The organism is Alkalimonas sp. NCh-2, from assembly GCF_039631345.1.
In the GTDB taxonomy this organism is placed as follows: domain Bacteria; phylum Pseudomonadota; class Gammaproteobacteria; order Enterobacterales; family Alteromonadaceae; genus Alkalimonas; species Alkalimonas mucilaginosa.
Window position 1 is genome coordinate 638,838 of sequence record NZ_JBDIUV010000002.1, and the last position, 20,952, is coordinate 659,789.

Annotated in this window: 21 protein-coding genes; 12 read left to right on the plus strand and 9 right to left on the minus strand. The window is 50.2% G+C overall.

From position 1 onward, the window contains the following. The first annotated feature begins 11 nt into the window (after positions 1 to 11). The 9 genes from pheT to ABC502_RS08340 all read left to right on the plus strand — a co-directional run bounded on the left by pheT (position 12) and on the right by ABC502_RS08340 (position 11,536). Positions 12 to 2,399: a phenylalanine--tRNA ligase subunit beta gene (gene pheT / locus ABC502_RS08300; protein ID WP_345915542.1), complete on the plus strand. Its 2,388-nt coding sequence runs from the start codon at positions 12 to 14 to the stop codon at positions 2,397 to 2,399. Between the two features lie 2 nt (positions 2,400 to 2,401). Then, the gene (gene ihfA / locus ABC502_RS08305) at positions 2,402 to 2,698 is read left to right on the plus strand and encodes an integration host factor subunit alpha (protein WP_091341292.1); all 297 of its coding nucleotides are present in this window, start codon (positions 2,402 to 2,404) and stop codon (positions 2,696 to 2,698) included. Positions 2,699 to 2,901: 203 nt separating this feature from the next. After that, on the plus strand, positions 2,902 to 3,843 hold the full coding sequence (locus ABC502_RS08310; RefSeq protein WP_345915543.1) for a DUF523 and DUF1722 domain-containing protein: 942 nt from the start codon (positions 2,902 to 2,904) through the stop codon (positions 3,841 to 3,843). A gap of 13 nt (positions 3,844 to 3,856) precedes the next feature. Continuing rightward, entirely contained in the window at positions 3,857 to 5,257 is a 1,401-nt protein-coding gene (phrB, locus tag ABC502_RS08315; protein ID WP_330088572.1) for a deoxyribodipyrimidine photo-lyase, read from the plus strand. 4 nt (positions 5,258 to 5,261) lie between these two features. After that, a complete protein-coding gene (locus ABC502_RS08320; RefSeq protein WP_330088516.1) occupies positions 5,262 to 5,690 on the plus strand; it encodes a nuclear transport factor 2 family protein in 429 nt (142 codons plus the stop codon). Between the two features lie 11 nt (positions 5,691 to 5,701). Further along, positions 5,702 to 6,964: an FAD-dependent oxidoreductase gene (locus ABC502_RS08325; protein ID WP_345915544.1), complete on the plus strand. Its 1,263-nt coding sequence runs from the start codon at positions 5,702 to 5,704 to the stop codon at positions 6,962 to 6,964. Continuing rightward, complete coding sequence (locus ABC502_RS08330; RefSeq protein ID WP_330088571.1) at positions 6,957 to 7,691, plus strand: DUF1365 domain-containing protein; 735 nt, start codon at positions 6,957 to 6,959, stop codon at positions 7,689 to 7,691. Before ABC502_RS08325 ends, ABC502_RS08330 begins: the two co-directional genes overlap by 8 nt. Before the next feature lie 5 nt (positions 7,692 to 7,696). Then, positions 7,697 to 8,941 (plus strand): cyclopropane-fatty-acyl-phospholipid synthase family protein, encoded by a 1,245-nt coding sequence (locus ABC502_RS08335; protein WP_330088514.1) that lies wholly within the window; start codon positions 7,697 to 7,699, stop codon positions 8,939 to 8,941. A 183-nt stretch (positions 8,942 to 9,124) separates the two neighbouring features. Beyond that, complete coding sequence (locus ABC502_RS08340) at positions 9,125 to 11,536, plus strand: EAL domain-containing protein (RefSeq protein WP_345915545.1); 2,412 nt, start codon at positions 9,125 to 9,127, stop codon at positions 11,534 to 11,536. Here ABC502_RS08340 and ABC502_RS08345 read toward each other — a convergent pair. Genes ABC502_RS08345 through ABC502_RS08355 form a run of 3 tightly spaced genes read right to left on the minus strand, consistent with a single transcriptional unit; the run spans position 11,528 to position 14,154 of the window. Beyond that, positions 11,528 to 12,355 carry a S1-like domain-containing RNA-binding protein gene (locus ABC502_RS08345; RefSeq protein WP_330088512.1) on the minus strand — a complete coding sequence of 276 codons (828 nt, stop codon included), beginning with the start codon at positions 12,353 to 12,355 and terminating at the stop codon, positions 11,528 to 11,530. The genes ABC502_RS08340 and ABC502_RS08345 overlap by 9 nt on opposite strands. A gap of 34 nt (positions 12,356 to 12,389) precedes the next feature. After that, on the minus strand, positions 12,390 to 13,922 hold the full coding sequence (locus ABC502_RS08350; RefSeq protein ID WP_345915546.1) for a DUF3413 domain-containing protein: 1,533 nt from the start codon (positions 13,920 to 13,922) through the stop codon (positions 12,390 to 12,392). A gap of 10 nt (positions 13,923 to 13,932) precedes the next feature. Then, a complete protein-coding gene (locus ABC502_RS08355) occupies positions 13,933 to 14,154 on the minus strand; it encodes a DUF1414 domain-containing protein (RefSeq protein WP_330088510.1) in 222 nt (73 codons plus the stop codon). A gap of 68 nt (positions 14,155 to 14,222) precedes the next feature. Between ABC502_RS08355 and yejK the strand changes: the two genes are divergently transcribed. Then, positions 14,223 to 15,242: a nucleoid-associated protein YejK gene (gene yejK / locus ABC502_RS08360; RefSeq protein WP_330088509.1), complete on the plus strand. Its 1,020-nt coding sequence runs from the start codon at positions 14,223 to 14,225 to the stop codon at positions 15,240 to 15,242. Positions 15,243 to 15,246: 4 nt separating this feature from the next. On the opposite strand, the gene ABC502_RS08365 is transcribed toward yejK, so the two are convergent. The 5 genes from ABC502_RS08365 to ABC502_RS08385 are packed head-to-tail and all read right to left on the minus strand — an operon-like array spanning position 15,247 to position 18,122. Continuing rightward, positions 15,247 to 15,462, minus strand: coding sequence for a DUF2897 family protein (locus tag ABC502_RS08365; protein WP_345915547.1), 216 nt, complete (start codon positions 15,460 to 15,462; stop codon positions 15,247 to 15,249). Beyond that, entirely contained in the window at positions 15,459 to 16,151 is a 693-nt protein-coding gene (locus ABC502_RS08370; RefSeq protein WP_345915548.1) for a M15 family metallopeptidase, read from the minus strand. Before ABC502_RS08370 ends, ABC502_RS08365 begins: the two co-directional genes overlap by 4 nt. Further along, positions 16,148 to 17,284 (minus strand): succinyl-diaminopimelate desuccinylase, encoded by a 1,137-nt coding sequence (gene dapE / locus ABC502_RS08375; RefSeq protein WP_330088506.1) that lies wholly within the window; start codon positions 17,282 to 17,284, stop codon positions 16,148 to 16,150. Before dapE ends, ABC502_RS08370 begins: the two co-directional genes overlap by 4 nt. Then, positions 17,281 to 17,634 carry an ArsC family reductase gene (locus ABC502_RS08380; RefSeq protein WP_330088505.1) on the minus strand — a complete coding sequence of 118 codons (354 nt, stop codon included), beginning with the start codon at positions 17,632 to 17,634 and terminating at the stop codon, positions 17,281 to 17,283. The genes dapE and ABC502_RS08380 overlap by 4 nt, the downstream gene beginning before the upstream one ends. After that, positions 17,631 to 18,122 (minus strand): hypothetical protein, encoded by a 492-nt coding sequence (locus ABC502_RS08385; RefSeq protein WP_345915549.1) that lies wholly within the window; start codon positions 18,120 to 18,122, stop codon positions 17,631 to 17,633. Before ABC502_RS08385 ends, ABC502_RS08380 begins: the two co-directional genes overlap by 4 nt. Positions 18,123 to 18,675: 553 nt before the next feature. Here ABC502_RS08385 and yfbV point away from each other — a divergent pair. Further along, a complete protein-coding gene (gene yfbV / locus ABC502_RS08390; RefSeq protein WP_345915550.1) occupies positions 18,676 to 19,134 on the plus strand; it encodes a terminus macrodomain insulation protein YfbV in 459 nt (152 codons plus the stop codon). 5 nt (positions 19,135 to 19,139) lie between these two features. On the opposite strand, the gene xthA is transcribed toward yfbV, so the two are convergent. Beyond that, positions 19,140 to 19,949: an exodeoxyribonuclease III gene (gene xthA, locus ABC502_RS08395; RefSeq protein ID WP_345915551.1), complete on the minus strand. Its 810-nt coding sequence runs from the start codon at positions 19,947 to 19,949 to the stop codon at positions 19,140 to 19,142. Between the two features lie 136 nt (positions 19,950 to 20,085). On the opposite strand from xthA, the gene ABC502_RS08400 reads away from it, so the two are divergent. Then, complete coding sequence (locus ABC502_RS08400; RefSeq protein WP_330088501.1) at positions 20,086 to 20,802, plus strand: SprT family zinc-dependent metalloprotease; 717 nt, start codon at positions 20,086 to 20,088, stop codon at positions 20,800 to 20,802. Positions 20,803 to 20,952: the final 150 nt, after the last annotated feature.

Consider the following 20,952-nt stretch of genomic DNA (forward strand, 5'->3'; position numbering starts at 1 on the left):
GATCGATTGACATGAAGTTTAGTGAAAGTTGGTTACGTGAATGGGTCAATCCGGCAGTGAGTTCGGAGCTGCTGTCTGAACAGTTGTCGATGGCCGGGCTGGAAGTGGATGCGGTTACTGCGGTCGCGGGAGATTTTAGCGGTGTGGTAGTTGGCGAGGTTGTGGCCTGTGCGCAGCATCCGGACGCCGATAAGCTGCAGGTGACTAAGGTGAATGTCGGCGATGAGGAGTTGCTGGATATTGTCTGTGGCGCCAGCAACTGCCGACTTGGCCTTAAAGTCGCGGTGGCTAAAGTAGGTGCTGTATTACCGGGTGATTTTAAAATTAAAAAAGCCAAACTGCGTGGTCAGCCATCCATGGGCATGCTGTGCTCTTTATCTGAGCTGGGTATGGCAGAAGAGTCTGATGGCATTCTTGAGTTGCCCGCCGACGCGCCTATTGGCCAGGATATTCGCCAATACCTGCAGTTGGATGATGTCAGCATCGAAGTGGATTTAACGCCTAACCGGGCAGATTGCTTGGGGATACTTGGTTTGGCGCGGGAAGTCGCAGTGCTGAATGCTCTGGATTTTCAGACTCCTGAGTACAACGCAGTGGCGCCAGCTCATGATGAGCAGCGTCAGATCAAGCTGTTGGCGCCGGAAGCCTGCCCACGTTATCTGGGCCGGGTGATTCGCAATATCAATCCAGGAGTGCAAAGCCCGCTATGGCTGGTAGAAAAATTGCGTCGTTGCGGTGTGCGCTCAATTGACCCTGTTGTTGATGTGACCAATTTTGTCCTGCTGGAACTTGGACACCCGATGCATGCCTTTGATTTAGCCAAGATCGAAGGGGATATTCAAGTCCGTTATGCCAAGGCTGATGAAAAACTGGTTTTACTGGACGAGTCTGAAGTAACCTTATTGCCCGGTACGCTGCTGATTGCCGATCAGCACAAGCCTCTGGCGATGGCTGGTATTTTTGGTGGCTTGCATAGCGGTGTTACCGAACACAGCCGTGACATATTTTTAGAAAGTGCCTTTTTTGCGCCTGCAGCGATGGCGGGTAAAGCGCGTCAATATGGTTTGCATACCGATGCCTCACACCGTTATGAGCGCGGTGTTGATCCTCAGCTGCAGCGCAAGGCGATGGAGCGTGCTACCGCCTTACTGCTTGAGATCGTGGGCGGTGAAGCCGGTCCTGTGGTGGAGGCCGTCAGTGAATCGCATCTGCCAGCTGCTAATCAGATCAATCTGACTGCTGCCCACCTTACCAAGTTACTGGGTATTGCCATTGAAGCCAGCACTGTTGAACGTATTTTACGTCAGTTGGGGCTTAATGTTCAGACTATGGCTGAAGGCTGGCAGGTTTCGACCCCATCCTGGCGCTTTGATTTGGCGATAGCCGAAGATCTGATTGAAGAGGTAGCCAGGGTCTATGGTTACAACCAGATCCCGAATGAGGCACCAAATGCTCGTTTAACTATGCGCCGTTTCTCTGAAGCTGAGATCTCACTCAGTCAGTTGCGGCAAATGCTGGTTGACAGAGGGTATCAGGAAGCCATCACCTACAGTTTTGTTGACCCCAAAGTGCAGCAGCTGTTGTATCCCGGGGTCAGCGCCCTGGTGCTGCCAAATCCTATTTCAGTCGATATGTCTGCGATGCGATTAAGCACCTGGCCTGGGTTGCTGCAAACTGTGTTAGCAAACCAAAACAGGCAGCAACTGCAGCTGCGGCTGTTTGAATCAGGCCTGAAGTTTGTGCCGGATGCAGCTGCGGAAAATGGCATCCGTCAGGTACCAGTGCTGGGTGCTGTGCTGGTGGGCTCTGTCGGTCAAGGGCAATGGAATATGACGGAGCGTCCTTACGACTTTTATGATGCCAAAGGCGATGTAGAGGCTTTGTTGGCCAGCACTTCTGCCTCAGAACGCTTTGAATTTGTACCGGGTGAGCATTCGGCACTGCACCCAGGCCAAACTGCCGAGATCCGTTGTCAGGGCCAGCATGTTGGCTGGGTTGGGGCCTTGCATCCAGAAGCCGAGCGAAAGCTGGGTGTGAAAGGCAAGTGTTACCTGTTTGAACTTGAGCTGTCCGCGCTTGGTGGGCGTGCCATCGTGCAAAGCCAGGAGCTTTCCCGTTACCCGGCGAACCGCCGTGATTTGGCTGTAGTGGTAAAATCGGATGTGCGTTTTGCTGATATTCTTGCTACTATAAAAAAAGTTGGCGGAAATCAACTGGTTGGCCTAAAATTATTTGACGTGTATAGCGGGCAGGGTGTGGCCGATGGTTACAAGTCTCTCGCCATCGCTTTGACGTTACAGGATAGTGCGCGAACCCTTGAAGATAAAGACATCCAGCAGGTTGTTGATCAGGTGGTAGCAGCGCTGAAAAATGAGTTCAATGCAACGCTGAGGGATTAATCATGGCACTGACCAAAGCAGATATCGCAGAGCGATTGTTTACCAAATATGGGGTGAGCAAGCGTGATGCCAAACTTATTGTAGAAGCTTTTTTTGAAGAGATCCGCTCGGCTCTGGAAGCCGGTGAGCAAGTAAAGTTGTCTGGCTTTGGTAACTTTGATCTTCGTGTCAAGAATGAGCGCCCTGGTCGTAATCCGAAAACCGGTGAAGATATTCCTATCTCGGCCCGTTGTGTGGTGACCTTCCGTCCCGGACAGAAGTTAAAGTCCAGGGTTGAAGAAGGTACCAGTAAGCTCTGATTGTATTCCATCGCAAAGCCCTGACTCATCAGGGCTTTGCTTTATGCCAGCATGTTCATCATTTGGGCTGAGATTATGTTGCTGGTCACGGTAGTTCCCTTCTTGTTGAATGATTGAGCAGTCGCTATTCTTTTTCCCGGGCCGCTGATCCAATACTTGGTCAGTGCTGTATCAAAATCTATCCAATTTAGTGAGAAATCTGCATGCAATTAGCCATTGGCATCAGTGCCTGTCTGTTGGGGCAAAAGGTTCGGTATGACGGAGGTCATAAAGCCTCAGATTTTTGTTTGACTCAGTTGCAGCCGTTTGTGCGTTACCAGGCTGTGTGTCCGGAAAATGCCATTGGTCTTGGCACACCCAGGCCACCTATTCGATTGCTGAAAAAAAGCCACGGTGATATTCACCTGGTACAGGTCAAAGACGCAAGTCGTGATTACACCCAGGCTATGCTTGACTACACCGATCAGGTGCTGCCGACGATGGAGCAGCTATCTGGCTTTGTGGTTTGTGCTAAATCGCCTAGCTGTGGTATGGAGCGGGTACGTCTATTCACTGAAGAAGGCCATCAACTGGGAAAAGCCGGGGTAGGTTTGTTTACCCGTGAGCTGATGCAGCGTTATCCCTGGTTGCCGGTGGAAGAAGATGGTCGCTTGCACGATACGGAGTTACGAGAGAGTTTTATCACCCGTATTTTTGCCTGTCATGATTATCAGCAACTGTGCAGAAGTGGCTTTAGCGTCGGTGCCCTGGTAGCCTTTCACAGCCGATACAAGTTCCTGATTATGGCGCACAGCCCTTCAGCTTACCGTGAGCTTGGTCGCTTGGTCGCTCAGGCACGGCTGTTTGAACCCGGAGCGCTGAAACAACGTTACCTGCTGGATTTGATGCATGCCTTGAAACAGCCTTGCAGTCGAAAAACGCATGCCAATGTGCTGCAGCACCTGCAGGGCTTTTTTAAAAAGCACTTAACCGCAAAAGAGCGACAGGAGTTGAGCAGTTTGATTGAACGCTTCCGAGTAGGTCATCTGCCATTGATGGCACCCTTGACATTGTTACAACACCATTTGACTCGTTTTGAACACCCGTATCTGGCTGCGCAAACCTACTTGCAGCCCTATCCGGAAGCATTAGGTTTGCGGGGGTAATATGACGCAAAACGTGCAGTTGGTATGGTTTCGCTCAGATTTACGTACCTACGATAATGCTGCGCTGTTGGCAGCAATGGAGCAGGGGCCAACCATGGCCCTGTTTGTGGCTTGCCCCAAGAGTTGGCAGCAGCATGATATGGCTCCGATGAAACAAGATCTTATCCGGCGCCGCGCAGAGGCATTAAAGCTCGAACTGGCAGCTTTGGGAGTACCTTTGCTGCTGGTTGAGGGTACCGATTATCGGGCATTGCAATCGGTATTTACTGCATTATTACCACTGGGAATTGATACCGTATACAGTGAGCAGGAATACGAACTGCGGGAGCAGCAGCGTGATCAGATGCTGCAGCAATGGCTGGCAGAGCAGGGTGTTGGCTGGTGGCAGTGCGATCGTCAGTGTGGCTTTGCACCGGGCAGCTTTGTCACTGGTAGTGGTGCTATGTATCAGGTGTTTACTCCGTTTAAAAAACGTTGGCTGCAGCGTTTTGCCGAACAAGGTGTCACAGTACTGCCCAGGCCCAAGGCGCAGCCAACGCTTCGCATACCCTCATTAGCACTGGCTGTGATGCAGCCTGGTGATCACAGTTCTGCCGCCTGGCCAGTGGTGCAAGACACCTTGTTGTCGCAATTGCGTAACTATTGCCAGCAACGTGTGCAAGATTACCAAAAGAGGCGTGATTTTCCAGCCCTGGATGCCACTTCCAGACTGTCTCCTTATCTGGCATTAGGTGCTCTTTCGGTACGTCAATGCATTGCGCGGTTGCAGTTTGAAGCTGGTGATAGCTTGCAGCAGGCTGACTCAGGTGCTTCGGTTTGGTTATCAGAGCTGATTTGGCGGGACTTTTACAAACATGTCTTGGTAGCCTGGCCTGATCTTATCAAGCACCAGCCGTTTCAGGCTGATACCGCAGCCATTCGCTGGCGCAATGATCCTGCCTTGTTTCAGGCCTGGTGCGATGGCAAAACGGGTTATCCTTTAGTTGATGCAGCCATGCAGCAACTGAACCAAAGCGGCTGGATGCATAATCGTTTGCGCATGGTCGTCGCCAGCTTTTTGGTGAAAGATTTGCATATCGACTGGCGTTGGGGCGAGCGTTACTTTATGTCCAAATTAATTGATGGTGACTTTGCTGCCAATAATGGCGGTTGGCAGTGGGCTGCTTCAACCGGAACCGATGCCGCACCATACTTCCGGATTTTTAATCCGGTCAGTCAAAGTGAGCGCTTTGATCCCGATGGTGCCTTTATCCGTACCTGGCTACCGGCACTGGCCGCTTGCCCGGCAAAACACATCCACTGGCCGCATTCAGACACTATGGTGAAGTCCTATCCAAAACCGGTGGTGGACCATGCGCAGGCACGGCAAGTTACTTTGGCATTGTTTCAACAAGCCAGGCAGCAGAACGGATAATAGTATGAAGCGACTGGAAGCTTTTTTAAATTTTTATAATAGTTTAACTAGCAGTGAACTGCACCGGCTGTCGGATCTGTATCACCCGGAGATACGTTTTGTCGATCCGGTCCATGAGGTGGAGGGCTGTACCGCACTAGAGCGCTACTTTAGTCACGCCTACGCTCGTTTGAGTTTTTGCAAGTTCGAAGCCAAAGCTCACTGCGAACAGGGGGATTGTGGCTTTATCAGCTGGCAAATGACCTTCGCTCACCCAGCCATTGGCAAGGGTAAGACCATTCAAGTCGATGGTTGCACAGAGCTGCGCTGGCATGCCGATGGGCGCATTGTTTTTCATCGGGACTATTATGATTTAACTGAGTTGGTATACCGTCATTTGCCAGTGATTGGCTGGGCAACCAAACAAGTAAAGCAACGAATGGCGCAAGCCTGAGAAGGGATCCTATGAAAATTGCGGTAATAGGTGGTGGTATCGCCGGTATGATGTCGTTGTATTTGTTGCAGCGTCAGCATCAGGTGGTGTTGTTTGAAGCCAATGATTATCTGGGCGGTCATACTGCGACCGTGGATGTCGAGGTAGCAGGAAAGACACTAGCGGTGGATACTGGTTTTATCGTCTTTAATAACTGGACATATCCATTGTTCAACCGTTTTTTGGCAGAGCTCTCTGTGCCATTTCAGCCGACAGAGATGAGTTTCTCGGTGAAACATCAACAATCTGGCCTGGAATACAATGGCAATAGTCTGGCCACTTTGTTTGCCCAAAAACGTAATCTGTTTCGCCCTTCATTTTGGGGCATGCTGCTTGATATTGTGCGCTTTAACAAGCTTGGGAAAAAGCTGTTGGCTGATGATCATGCCGATTTGGAGTTGACCTTGGGAGATTTTTTAGCCAAGTATCGTTTTGGCGAGGCAGTCCAGCAGCAGTACTTACTGCCGATGGGGGCCGCTATCTGGTCGTCGGGGTTGTCCGATATGCCGTCTTTTCCTGTGCGGTTCTTTTTGCGCTTTTTCAATAACCATGGTTTATTGAATGTCAGTGACCGGCCGCAGTGGTCGGTGATCTGTGGCGGCTCACGTGAGTATGTCCGTCGATTGCAGCAGTTACTACCCGCAGAGAGTATCCGCTTAAACAGCCCGGTACAATCGGTGCGTCGCACCAGCACGGGTGTTGAGTTGGTGATGCCTTATGGCTCTATCGAATGCTTTGATCAGGTAGTTTTTGGCTGTCACAGCGATCAGGCTTTGAAGCTGCTGGCCGATGCCAGTCCGGTTGAGCAGGCGGTGCTGGGGGCTATTGCTTATCAGCGCAACGACGTAGTGTTGCATACCGACAGTACCTTACTGCCAAAGCGTCGTGCTGCCTGGGCAGCCTGGAACTACAATCTGACGGCGGATGCTAGCGAAAAAGCCACCTTAACCTACAATATGAATATCTTACAACAGTTGGATTCGAAGCAAACCATTTGTGTGACACTGAATAATACGGCTGCCATTGCCAGTGACAAGATCCTGCGACGTTTCCAATACGATCATCCGGTATTCAACAGCTACAGCATGGCTGCTCAGCAGCGGCGGGCTGAAATTAATGGTGTTAATCGCAGTTGGTTTTGTGGTGCTTACTGGTACAACGGTTTTCATGAAGACGGGGTGCGTAGTGCTGTTGATGTGGCGCGGGCGCTGGGAGTACCTTTTGGTGATGACTGATTGCGGGCACGCCTTCTACCTGGGCGAGTTAGGACACAAGCGTTTCGTACCTAAATCACATGGCTTTGGTTATGGAGTGCATTACTTCTGGCTTAATAGCAAGCAGTTACCCAGCCTCGGCCGTAGTTGGTTATTGAAGTACGAAGGTTTTGCTGCTTTTAGTTACCGGCGCAAGGATTACCTGACAGGGGCTGCCTGTTTGTACCAGGCGGTCTGCGATAAAGTGCAGCAGTTGGGTGGGCAAACTGCCATTACAGATGTTTATTTGCTGAGCCCTTTGGCCAACTGGGGGCATTACTTCAGCCCGCTTACTCTGTACTATTGTTACAATCAGAGCCAGCAGTTGATCTATCTGTTGGCTGAAGTGAGCAATACCCCCTGGAATGAACGGCATCACTATTTGATCCCGGTCGGGCCTGATGGTCGTTTCCAGCACGACAAGACTTTTCATGTGTCGCCATTTAATCCGATTGCCATGCAATATCACTGGCGTGTTAACGCACCAGCAGAGCAATTGAGCTGCTCTATTCAGAATTACAAAGACGAGCAGCAGGTATTTTGTGCCTGGATGACATTGCGGCGACAGCTGCTGTGCAGCAAACAGCTATGGAAAGTACTGATCCGCAATCCCTGGCCTAACGTATTGGTAAAAATACGAATTTACTGGCATGCACTGAAGCTGTTTCTGAAAAGAACCCCAGTGTATGCCCATAGCAAAAAAGGATAATGCCAATGACAATGTCGTTGACGGAGGGGGCGGTTGCCCGTAAATTGAGTTGGCTGGATAAACTAAGCCGTCGTGTGGTACTGAACTTCATTGCCAGACTTCAGCATGGCTTTATTCGTATCACTGAAGGCTCGCAACTGCTTGAATTTGGTGATAAGTCAGCCGATTTGCATGTAACCATTCGGGTGCAGGACCCTGCTTTTTACCGCAAAATGCTTAGCAGTGGCTCTATTGGCGCGGCAGAGGGATATGTTGAAGGCGCCTGGAGCTGCGATCAACTGACCGATTTGGTTCGTATTTTTGCCCGTAACCTGACGGTGCTTGATCAAATGGACTCGAACTGGACCCGCCTTAGCCGCCCCTGGCTAAAATTATTAAACCTGCGTAACAGCAACTCGAAACGGCAAGCCAGGAAAAATATCTCGGCCCATTATGATCTTGGTAATGCTATGTACCGCTTGTTTCTGGATGAGAGCATGATGTATTCCAGCGCGGTTTACCCGACTGCAGATGCAAGCCTGGAACAAGCACAGCAACACAAGCTGGAATTACTCTGTCAGCGCTTGCAGTTGTGTGCTGATGATCATTTGCTGGAAATTGGCACCGGCTGGGGGGGAATGGCAATTTACGCGGCTCAGCACTATGGCTGCAAAGTGACGACCACCACTATTTCAGAGCAGCAATACCTGTATGCAAAAAGCCAGGTTGAAGCTGCAGGCTTGCAAGATAAGATTACTCTTTTGCTGCAGGATTACCGCGATCTTACTGGCAGTTACGATAAACTGGTGTCGATAGAAATGATCGAAGCGGTAGGGGATGAGTACCTGGATACTTATTTTCAGGCATGTTCTTCTTTGTTAAAGCCTGATGGAATCATGGTACTGCAAGCCATTACCATGGTCGATCAACGTTACCGCCAGTACGTCAGGGAAGTCGATTTTATTAAACGTTATATTTTCCCGGGCGGCTGCTTGCCATCCATTCACCGCATGTCGGAGGCAGTGACTAAGCGGACTGACCTGGTGATTCGCCAGCTGCAGGATATTGGTCTGGATTATGCCAAAACCCTGAACCACTGGTGTGAACGCTTTTTACAGCAGAAAGAGGAAGTTCAAAAGCTTGGCTATGATCGCGACTTTATTCGTCTGTGGCATTATTACCTGTGTTATTGTGAGGGCGGCTTTTTAGAGCGCGCTACCAGCACGGTGCATTTGGTGCTAAGTAAGCCTGCAAATCGGGCGGCATTTTAAAGCAAAGGTTGTGTGTTTGGCCGTCTTTGCCAGATGGCCAATTTTTATCTAAAGTGCGCCATCTTTAGTGCATAGCATGGTTTTACGTAGTGCATGGCATGGTTTTACGCTGGTATGAAGCCATTATTCTGTGTTATAAGCGAGACAAAGAATAATGAAACGGCGAGCGATGACCCTGCAGCTATGACGAAGCGTTATCAGGATACTCCTGAAGTCACCCAGCTAAACCACCAGTTAGCTCAGTTAACTGAGCAAAATCATGAGCTCAAAATTATTAATCAGCTTGCCATAGAGCTGCATCAACTAAATGATGTGCAGGCGGTGACGGATTATGTCGCCAGCACGCTTGCTTTTGAGCTCGGTTTTGAAGATTGCGCCATTTATCTGGTCGATGCAAGCCAGCAGCAATTGGTACGTTACGCTGCAGCAGGTTCGCGCAACCTGACCGATGATGGTGGTTACCGCAAGCTCTCAATGCAACAGGGCATCGTGGGCTATTGCGCCAGGCAGCGCCGGACTATTCTGGCCCATGACACGCGTCAAAATGAGCATTATTTACTGGATGTTACTCCCAGTTTGTCGGAGCTGGCTGTCCCTGTGGTGGATGAAGGCTTGGTGCTGGCGGTGATTGATTCCGAACACCAGCAAGCAAACTACTTTACCGTGCGTCACCAGCGGTTGCTGGAAAGCATAGCTTCCATTCTAGCCAGTAAACTGCGCAGCTTACACACTATGGCGCAACTGGAAGAGTCGGTCGATAAGCTGGAGTATGCCGAAAAGCTGCAAAAATCCTTGTATGAGATTGCCGCTTTTTCCTACCTGGCAGAGGATTTGTCCGAATTCTACAGTCATGTTCATCAGGTGGTGAGCGCCCTGATGTATGCACCGAACTTTTTTATCGCTTTGTACGATGATGAAAAAGATCAACTGCATTTCCCGTACTTTGTTGATACGCGAGGTGATGAAACACCTAACAAGGTGTATCCCAAAGAGATCCTCAAGAGCAGCCTGACCGGCTATGTATTTCGCACTGATCGTCCCTTACGGATCAACCGGGATGAACTGATCACTTTTTACCAACAACATCAGCTGAAAGTGTACGGCAAAATGCCGGCTTGCTGGCTGGGCGTTCCCTTTCATTCCGGCGATAGTGTGCATGGTGTGGTGGTAGTGCAAAGTTACATTGAACAAATTCACTATGATCACGGCGATCAGGAGCTTCTGACCTTTGTGGCACAGCATATCTCCAACGCTTTAGAGCGGGTATTTTCCGAGCGAAAATTGCAACATCAGGCTTTGCACGATAGCCTGACTGCTTTACCAAACCGGGCGCTGTTTCTGGATCGGGTGAATCATGCATTTTTACGGATGCAACGTTTCCCGGAGCAAAAACTGGCGGTGATGTATCTGGATTTGGATAAATTTAAAGCAGTCAATGATACCTATGGTCACACCATCGGTGATGCATTTCTAATTGCGGTTGGCAAGCAGTTAAAAAGTTGCATGCGGCAAAGTGATACTTTAGCCCGGTTGGGAGGGGATGAATTTGCTATTTTGCTGGAAGATGTAGAGGGTCTGACGACCATCGAAGAAGTTGCCCGGCGGATCCTGGCTGCACTGCAATGTCCGGTGCAGGTTGGCACCCTGTCTTTGCTGGCTTCGACCAGCATTGGTATCAGCTTTTGCGAGCTGGATGCACCGGGGTTGGTACCGGATGAGTTAATTCGCCGCGCTGATATTGCTATGTATCAAGCAAAGAAAGATGGGCGTGGCGTCTACCGTGTGTACGATGAGAGCATGCAAGCGGAGACTGCATCTGGCTGGAGTATAGAGCAGGAGCTGACCATTGCTTTACTGGATGATCAGTTTCATTTGATGTATCAACCCATTGTTGCTTTGCAGGGCATGGCAATACAAGGCTTTGAAGCCTTGATCCGCTGGCAGCATCCGGAGCGGGGATTGATTGCTCCTGATCATTTTATTCCTATTGCAGAGCAAAGCAGGTTGATTATTCGCATCGATCATTATGTCTTGCGAAAAGCCCTGCGTCAGGCGGCTTTTTGGTTTGCTGCCGGTCAGCGCTTTTACCTTAGTGTGAATGTCTGTGGTGCCACGCTCTCGGAGCCGGGCTTTGTGACCTGGTTAGATGAGTTGTTTCAACAATATGGCATTCCATGCAGTTGCCTGGCGCTGGAATTGACCGAGCGGTCGCTGATCGAAAATATCAGCCAGGCCAAAGACAGCTTGCGGCAGCTGCGACAGCGCGGTATTCGTATTCTGCTGGATGATTTTGGTACTGGCTATTCCAGTCTGAGCTACCTGAGTGAGTTCAGGCTGGATGTATTAAAAATTGATCGTAGTTTTATCAGTAATATGACGGATGATGCAACCGATCATCCCATTGTGAATACCATCATTGCTCTGGCGAAAGGTTTGCAACTGAGTGTGGTAGCTGAAGGCATTGAAACCAAGGCCCAGCAACAGGTTTTACAGCGCCTTGGTTGCGATTACGGCCAGGGGTACTGGTTTGCCAGGCCACTTAGCGCTGAACAAGCCATGGATTGGCTGAAAGCGGCAAGAGCTGATTTACAGTAAATAGATCCCATCAGCTCCGATACGAATTTTCTTGGCTTTGAATAAACTGCCAATGGCTTGCTTGAAGGCCTTCTTGCTGGCTGAAAATTGTTGATAAATTTCATCCGGGCTGCTTTTATCGTGTAAGGGTAAAAACCCACCCGCTTGTTGCAGTGCATCCAGTATAACAGGCTCCAGGTTTTTAACTTTGGCTGCACCTATTGGATTCAGGCTTAAATCAATTTTACCGTCGCTACGTACCTGGCGGATATAGGCAGTCAACTGTTGCCCCGGGTACAAGCGTTCGACCACCTGATCTTTAAACAGCAAACCCCAGTGTTGTTGGTTGATAATTGCTTTGTAGCCCAGCTCTGTGTGGTTGGCAATAATGATATCAACCGCTTGCTTCTCTTGGTACTTGGCCGGAGTTTTGTCCAGGAATTTGTCCAGCTTACTGGAGGCTATAATACGGTTGCTCTTGTCCACCAGGCAATGTACCAGGTAGCGTTTGTTCGCTTGCATTGGGATTTGCTGTTCGCTGTAGGGCACCAGCAAGTCCTTACTCAGCCCCCACTGCAAGAAAGCACCAACCCGGTTTACATCGACAGCCTGCAGTAAGGCAAAGCCTCCGACCTGGATCTTTGGCGTTTCAGTGGTGGCGATGAGTTGATCTTCCGAGTCCAGATACAAAAACACATCCAACAACTGACCAGGTGCAGCATCTGCTGGAGCATAGCGCTTGGGCAGCAGGATTTCACCCCACTCCAGACCATCCATAAAGTAGCCAAACTCGACTTTCTTTTTAATGGCGAGCCGATTAATTTTACCAAGTGCCAGCATGAGATTTCCTTTTTAAATGGCGGTTGGGTAGCTTTTAGTGATCAGGACTGGTGGTATCGTTGTTGCGTATTGGTAACCGCTGCATGGCATCGACCAGCATCGGCATATCGAAACGCTCATTCAGCGGTAAGCCAGTTGCGGCAGACCAGACACCAAAGCTGTGATCTTCACGAATAATCACCAGCTTATCTTTGTAAAAGCTGTACACTTCGTGTTGGCTAATCGCCAGTTTGGGCAAGTTGCGTGGTGCCAACAGGTTATCACCGGTTAACAGAGGCTGACTTTGACAGCCAGCATAGGCCAGCAGGGTAGGCAGCAGATCTAAATGCAAGCCGGCGGCAGCTTGCTGCTGCTGCCGTAGTTCAGGCCAGAGGTACCAGCCGGATGCCGGAGCCAGCTTCCACTGTGAGTGGCTTCCGGTCAGCTCCACTACCAGTAATGGGCCCGCGGCAGGTAGCTGGATATCGGCTGGCTGACGCAGGAACTGCAATTGCACGGCAGCATCGGGTTGCGAAAAGTTTTGCATCCAGGCTGGAACTACCGAAAAATTTTCATCCAATTCAATACCAAAACGTTCAGGCTGTTGCAGCAGCCATGACGGAGGTGTTTCCAGCAATGTAGGGATGTATTCTGGGGCAGCAAACTGGCCAAACAACAGGTGCACCAAGGCTTCTTGGGGCTCGGTGGGGGCAAAGTGCGGAGCCAGCCTGCGCAGTCCCTGTTGATCCAGCCATTGCTTGTCTTGCTGGCTTAATCTTGGTGTGATGACCAGAGTTAATGGCTCTGTTTGCACTGGCTGGCACTGCAACTGGGTAGACACGGGCTTAAGATAATCCAGTGCATCCAATTGCTGTTGTTGGCTGCTGGCGCGCTCTTGTCGGTCTAACAGGCGGTAGCGGGCCAGAAAGCTTTTAGCCGTTGCCGGATAGGTTAATGGCAGCACATTGTCCTGGCGGACTATATCCAGGTTCAGTTGGGCATCGCCCCAGATATGGATCAGGTGGCTCAGGGTAAAGCTACCAACAAAGAAAATCCAGATAGGGCGGCCACTGCGGGTTGCCTGCAACCGACCTACTTTTTTCCAGCAAAAATTACTCAGCGTTAGTTGGATTGCCAGTATGCCGGCTGCGGTGACGCTGACAATCAGCACGAAATTGCGCAAATTGGTGACAATCTGCGATTGCATCAACTCGATGGTTTGCTGCCAGGATGTATTGCCAATATGGTAGCCAAGGCTACGATAGACGTAAGCATCAAAGATCAGTACAACCAGGGCCAGGGTCGCCAGAGCGGCACCAAGACCCCGCACATGCTTTTGTGATGGAAACAACAAGCTGATCGGAAACACCGTCAGGATAAAAAATAAGAAACACAGGAAAGCCGTATGCCCCAGCCAATTGCTCAGCAGGTAACTCCAGCCAAGCAGGCTTTGCGGCAAAGGCTCAGCAAGCCAATAACTGGCAGTGACCAGTAAGGCCAGCAGGATATTAAAAAAAGTAAACCAATGCCCCCAATTGAGCAGTCGGTTGACTTTGTTGACCAGTGAAAGGTTATGCTCCAGTACCATAACTAGGCTATCAGGTTTTGCTGGAGATGCTGTCGCTTAGCGCCAGACAAAATTGCTGCACCAGTTCAGCACGCTTCGATACAGGCACATTCTGATTGACGATATGGCTGACAGCATTGCCCAGACACATCAGGCTAAGTTCCGTGGTGGCCTCTTGCTGACGCAGCTCGTCCAACAGGGCATTGACCAGATTTTCAATTTGCGAGGAAGAATACTTTGATACAATGGGCATGGGAGTACCGGGAAAGTCCGCTTATCTGGTGTGAATAGTAACAGAAATCTGCAACATTAGGAAAATTTATGTCGGTCGATGTGTTCCAGTTAACCATTCATTATCTTGAGCTGGATGAGCAGCAAGCCCCCCAAATCCGCGAGCCTCAGGCGTTGGTGCCAACCAATGCCCAAGTCTGCCATCTGCTTGAGCAGTTGCACTTGTCATACAACGGAAAGCCGGCCAAGGGCTATGCCCGCTTTAGTGAGGAAAAATCCCCTTTGGTGCAAGACAGCCTTGAACAATGGCTGCAACAACCCGAGGATTTTTTACAGCTGGCTAAGACTGCGGCAGCTGAATTGGTCCGGCAACTGACAGAACATCAGTTGGCAGAGTCGGGCTATTTGCTGATTAGCCACTATCGTTATCTGGCCACCGATTATTTGCTGCTGTGCCTGCTGGGTAGTAAAGAGCATTTCAGCGTCACTGCCGAGTTGGATCTGGCGGCCGCCAAACACCTTGATATTGCCCGAATGCAGCTGGCTGCTCGTATTGACTTGACTGAATATCAACTCAATCGCAACCATCCGCACGCCATTTCTTTTATTCGCGGCCGTGCCGGCCGCAAAGTAGCCGATTTTTTTCTGGATTTCCTTGGCTGTGCGGAAGGTTCGGATGCAAAAGAAAACAGCAAGCAAATGCTTAGCTCCGTGGAAGAGTACCTGAGTGCAGCGGAGTTTGATCCGACCGAGAAAAATCAGGTACGGCAACAGGTCTATCAATATTGCGAAGAACAAAGCAAGCAAGGGCAGGATGTTGTGCTAAAAGAGTTGTCTGAAGCCATGGACCCGGATGATCAGCATGGCTTTTTGCATTATTGTGCCGAGCAACAACTGGCCGTAGCCGAGCAATTTCCAGTGGAAGTGAAAAGCCTGAAAACCTTGGTAAAGTTCAGTGGTGCTGGTGCCGGCGTTAGTGTCAGCTTTGAACAGAAGCACCTGGGTGAGCGGGTAGTATACGATCCACAGCAGGATACACTTACCATTCGTGGTGTGCCGCCTAACTTAAAAGATCAGCTGCAACGTTTTTTCGCAACCGCTCAGTCTTAGGTGGTTATTCCGGGCCGGGCTTTGTTGTTTCGCTGGCTTGGCCCTGGTTTTTTGCTGATAGAGGGCCCTGTTTGTCAGTAAGGCTTTTATTCTCGTCTGCTTTAGCGGTTGGCTTTGTGGTTTTAGCTCCCGATAGTTTGTCCAGATGGCGCAGCAGCATCAGGTTGCCCAGAATCACACCAAAGGCAAGTACCAGGGCAGTGAACAGGGCCCAGTTCATGCGGCAGGCTCGCAGATGGTCTGGACATAGCGCTGGAAAATCTCTGGCAGCTTGGTAAGGACCAGGCTTTGTTCCGCTATCGGTTGGCGTAATAAGGCCTGCCGGACGGTGTCCAGGCTTAATTGCTTTAAGCAGGCGTGAGCAAGTGGCTGGTAGCTTAAATGCCAGGGCTCAGCGGCGACTCCGCCACAGTACTTTCTGTAAGGCAAAAAGAAACCAGCTTCAGCCGCATGGCGGTCCAGCCAGGCGGCCAGGTGGGCAAAAACCCCTCCGGGTTGATATTCTGATGGGACCAACTGCAGTTGATAACCAGCAGGCAATGCCGCCTGATCCATCACATCCAGCTCAGTACCCCAGTGGTGCCGGCTGGTGCCTGGCAAAGCACTGTACAACAGAATGGCTTCGAGCTTGTCCCAACCAGACAGCTGCTGGATATCCAGCGCCTGTTGTTGCTGGTTGAGTACCGGACGGCTGCCGTTGCACTTTTGTTGCCAAATCTGCGCCTGACGCTCAAAACTGCGGTAGCTGGATACCGCCACCAACTCAATACCATCCCGTCTGGCCAATTGACGCAGCTGTAACCAGGCATTGGCAGCCTCCGCTTGTAAAAGCTCACCGCTAGCAAGCTTCTGCAAATGGCTGTCGTCCTGACCGGTAAGTTGCCAAGACGTCAACAGCTCAGTGCTCATGTCAGGCTATGCTCTAAGATCTGTTCGTACATCGTGGCCAGTCGATCCAGATCTGCCGCCAGCACGCACTCGTTCACTTTGTGAATAGTGGCATTGCAGGGGCCGAGCTCGATCACTTCTGCTCCGGTTGGTGCAATAAAACGACCATCCGAGGTACCACCGCTTGTTTCCAGCTTAGGGGCAAAGCCTTGTACCTGCTTCACAGCCTTCACGGCGGAATCCAGTAGAGTCCCTGATTGCGTCAGGAAGGGTTCGCCGTTTAATACCCAGTCTAGTTGATAATTCAATGCATGTTTATCCAGGATGGCATAGACCCGCTGTTGCAGCTGCTCAGCAGTAACCTCAGTGCTAAAGCGGAAATTAAACAGTACCTGCATCTCGCCGGGGATCACATTGGTAGTACCTGAGCCAGCATGGATATTGGAAATTTGAAAGCTGGTGGCAGGAAAGAAAGCGTTGCCTTGATCCCATTGTTGTGCTGCCAGCTCAGCCAGAGCCGCAGCGGCTTTGTGGACCGGGTTATCAGCCAGTTGTGGGTAGGCAACATGACCTTGCACCCCTTGCACCACAAGATTGCCGCTTAATGAACCACGGCGGCCATTTTTTATAACATCACCTACCTGATGGCTACTGGATGGCTCGCCGACGACACACCAGCGGATTTTCTCCTGCCGGGCTTCCAGGGTTTCAATGACCCGCTTGGTGCCATTGATAAAAGGCCCTTCCTCATCGCTGGTGATTAAGAAGGCGATATCGCCGGTCAGCTGTGGTTTCCGGGCTAAAAAACGCTCTGTAGCAACGATCATCGCTGCCAGGCTGCCCTTCATATCAGCCGCACCTCGACCGTACAAAGTACCATCGATCAGGGTTGGCTCAAAAGGCGGGGTATGCCAATGCTCGAGTGAACCTGGCGGGACTACATCGGTATGGCCTGCAAAGCAAAACAATGGTTTGCCATCGCCTTTGCGCGCCCATAAATTCAGGGTATCTTCAAAAAACATCGACTCAATGCGAAAGCCCAGCGGAGCAAGCCGCTCCGCCATGAGTTGCTGGCAACCAGCGTCTTCCGGAGTGATCGATGGCCGGGCCATCAACTCCATCGCCAGTTTGATCACGGCACTTGGTTCGCTCATGCCAGTTGCTCCTGCAATTGTTGATAACTGCTTTCGGAAAAACCAACCCGATACCCCAGCTTGCAATGCAGTAATGGGCGTTTAATCAGTGTTGGATGCTGCAGCAGCAAGCGAAGTGCTTTGCTGGCATCCAGTTGGCTTTTATCCTGCTCTGGCAATTGCCGGAAGGTGGTGCTTCGCGTATTCAATACTTTGTCGTAACCCAGCTCGGCAATGGCGCTTTGTAATTGCTCTTCGGTTAAGGGGTGTTGGCGGTAATCGACAAACTGATAGGGCAACTGTTGTTGTTCCAGCCAGCGACAGGCTTTTTTGATGGTGTCACAATTGGGAATGCCATACAGCGTAATCATGCATTTTTTCCTACTAGTTGAATTGAAAAACAAGGCTCCAGTGCTTGCACAGCCCGGTTAACAGCTATCGGTTCAGCCCAAATAGCCGGGTGAGGGAAGACGGCAAGGCTGAGTATGGGTTTGTATTGCAAATAAAGAGGATCGAAGGTCAGCAATGGCTGGCCCGGGCGGACAGGGCCCTGCTGTAGCTGCCAGTGAAGTCCCTGGCCATATCGGGACAACAGTGTTTCGGGTAGCTCGAGTCGCAAATGCAAGCCGCTGCTGTGGCGCAAGCGGATGCAGGGGTGCGGGCAAAATTCCAGCCGGGCGTCACCGGCGCAGGGGCTGACCACATGAGGAGCGCTGAGTCGCAGGCAAAAACCAAGGCTTGTTAACTGCCGAATAACGGCATTGGGCGCTTGATTCAGTGCTTGCAAGTAACCATCTGCTGGTGCCAATACAGAGAAACCCTGAAGACGGCTTGCGCTACTGGTGTTTACAGTTTGCATCTGGTTTTCGTGATAGTGAATGATCCCTGTGTTCTAGCATAGCTAAATTGCTGCTTTGATGCACCCGTTATCCAGCTACTGCCACTAGTCACCCTTGGAATAAATGATATTTTTATGAACTAAGCATGAATTTGCGATGAAGGTGTCATTTTAGCTGTACAAAATACTGACACAAAGCCTGGGGAGTGGCTGGAAACAGCATTTATCTTGTCCACAGAATCTGTGGATAATTCTGTGGGTATTCATGTGTAACTGGCGCAAGTGATTGATTGAAATTAGTTATGTCTATTGGCACATTTTTTGATTGTTTGTTTATAAGCTAAAATATAGACAAAAATGCCATAAACGCACTTTGCGTTGTGCATTTTGATTTTAGTCACAGTTAATCCCAGTAAAGTCATGGTTTCAGGCACTTTTTTGGTTGACTTTTCTCGCCAGCCCTTATCTGTGTAGGGGGATGCGACTTGATTTTCTGTGCGTTCGCTACCGTGCAATAAAAAAATTTGCACGGCGTTTTATGCTAAAGTGAATAGGTCAGATCATAGGAGGAAACATGCGTCAATCGATGTATACGATCATTCGAACAGGCATGCATTACAGTAAAGTTTGGCCAATGCAACCGGAGTTGAATGGCGTATTTCCAGAAAACCGGATGATACGGTTGACGCAATGGGCTCAGAGAGTGCTTCCTGGCATTGCCGTGCTGAATGCTGTGCTTCAGTATCAGTGGCATGGTGCCAGCCAACTGCCTTTACTGATCGCTATGAGCTTGCTATTGCTTTCCATACCTCTGCAAGGATGGTATTGGTTAGGTGTGCGTTCTCGCAAGCGCCTGCCCCCGGCTGTGCGGCAATGGTATCAGCAGATCATGCAACAAATGCAATTGCAAGGGGTTGCGGTTGTGCCTGCCCCGCAGGCACCTGAGCAAACTTTGCGTTATTACGATTTAGGTCAGCTGTTGCAGCAGGCTTACCGTCAGTTGGATAAAGCCTTTATCCGCAACAGTCTGTGACAGGATTACAGTGCGAAAGTGGACCAGACCGGGGCATGATCCGATGGTTTTTCGATACCCCGTAATTCGTAATCAATGCCTGATTCGGTTAGATGACTGGTTAAAGTGGCTGTTGCCAGAACCACATCAATACGCAGGCCGCGGTTGTCCAAAAAGCCCTTTGAGCGATAATCGAACCAGCTGTATTGCTCGCCGGTCTCAGGGTGAAGTTGCCGGTAGGTATCGGTCAGTCCCCAGTTTTGCAAGCGCGCCAGCCAGGCTCGCTCTTCTGGCAAAAAAGATGTTTTTCCTTCCCGCAACCAACGTTTCGCGTTAGCTTCACCGATGCCGATATCAATGTCCTGTGGCGAAATATTGATATCACCAATCACCGCCAGCAATTCATCCGGTTGGTGGTGATTGACCAAGTAGTTCTGCAAGTCATCGTAAAACTTTTCTTTGGCGGGAAACTTGATAGGGTGGCTGCGGTTTTCACCTTGCGGAAAATACCCATTCAGCAGTGTTAACTGCCGGCCATCCTTTAATGCAAAGTGGCCTATCAGCATGCGGCGCTGTGCGTCCTCTTCGTCGGTTGGAAAGCCATATTGCATTTGCAGTGCTGGTGTCTTACTTAAAATGGCAACACCATAATGACCTTTTTGCCCAAAATAGTAGGCATGATAGCCCATAGCTTCGATAGCACTTAACGGAAATTCGTCATCGTGCACTTTGATTTCCTGCAAACCAATCAACTCAGGTTGATGCTTGCTGATCAGTGCCTCGAGTTGGTGCAGTCGTGCTCTTAGGCCATTGATATTAAAAGATACAATTTTCATGCTTGGTCCATTTTCGCTGCTGATTGGAAAAGTATAAGGCTGATCTTACCACCACAGCTGCCTGGGGTGAATGTATGCTTGAGTACAGGGACAAAAATACCTATGCTAGCAGCCAGAAAAAATGGCCGGATGATAGGTGGCGGGAAAAATGCTGCAACATGATGACACTGGGCTCAACTACACGCTGGTACGCAGTGCAAAGCGCAAGCGTCTGGCATTGCAGGTGAAAGCGGGGTCACTTTTTGTCAGGGCGACGCCTCATTGTCGTGAAGCGCACATTCATGCCTTTATTCAGCAGAATAAAGCCTGGATCCAGCGGCAGCTGCAACAGCAGCAACTGCAATTGCAGCAAGCAAAACGCAACCCGGTTGAGGATGGTGTGTTATTGCTGGATCAGATCATTCCTGTGCAATTGTTACAAGCCAAGAAAAGCAGTTTCGTATTTGAAGGGGGCCACTTGTTGTTGTACTCTGGCAGCAGGGTTCGGCCCGAGCGGCGCTGGTACAGTTATCAGCAGCAAATTGAGTGTTGGTACCAGCAGCAAGCCCACCTATGGCTGGAGCCGCGCCTTCAACACTGGCAGCAGCGCATGCAGCTGTTTTGCTCGAGCTTTTACCTTAAAAGCTGGCGCCGTCGCTGGGGATGTTGCAGCAGTACCGGTAAGCTTGGACTAAACTGGCACTTGATCAAAGCTCCCGACTGGGTGATTGACTATGTTATTGTGCATGAGTTAGCTCATTTGCAGTGGATGGACCACTCTACCGATTTCTGGCAACTGGTGCGCAGTTATTACCCGGATGTGGAGGCTGCAAGGCGTTGGTTACGGCAGCACCAGCTTCGGTTACTGACATAAAAAAACCGGCCACGAAGGCCGGCAAGACAAACACAAGGACAGGTTGAAACACAAGAACGAGATAAAACACTATAAAAAAACAGTACTATCACTCTTACATTTAAGACGCTGATACACTGAAAAAGTTTCACTAAAAGAAAAAAAATCTAA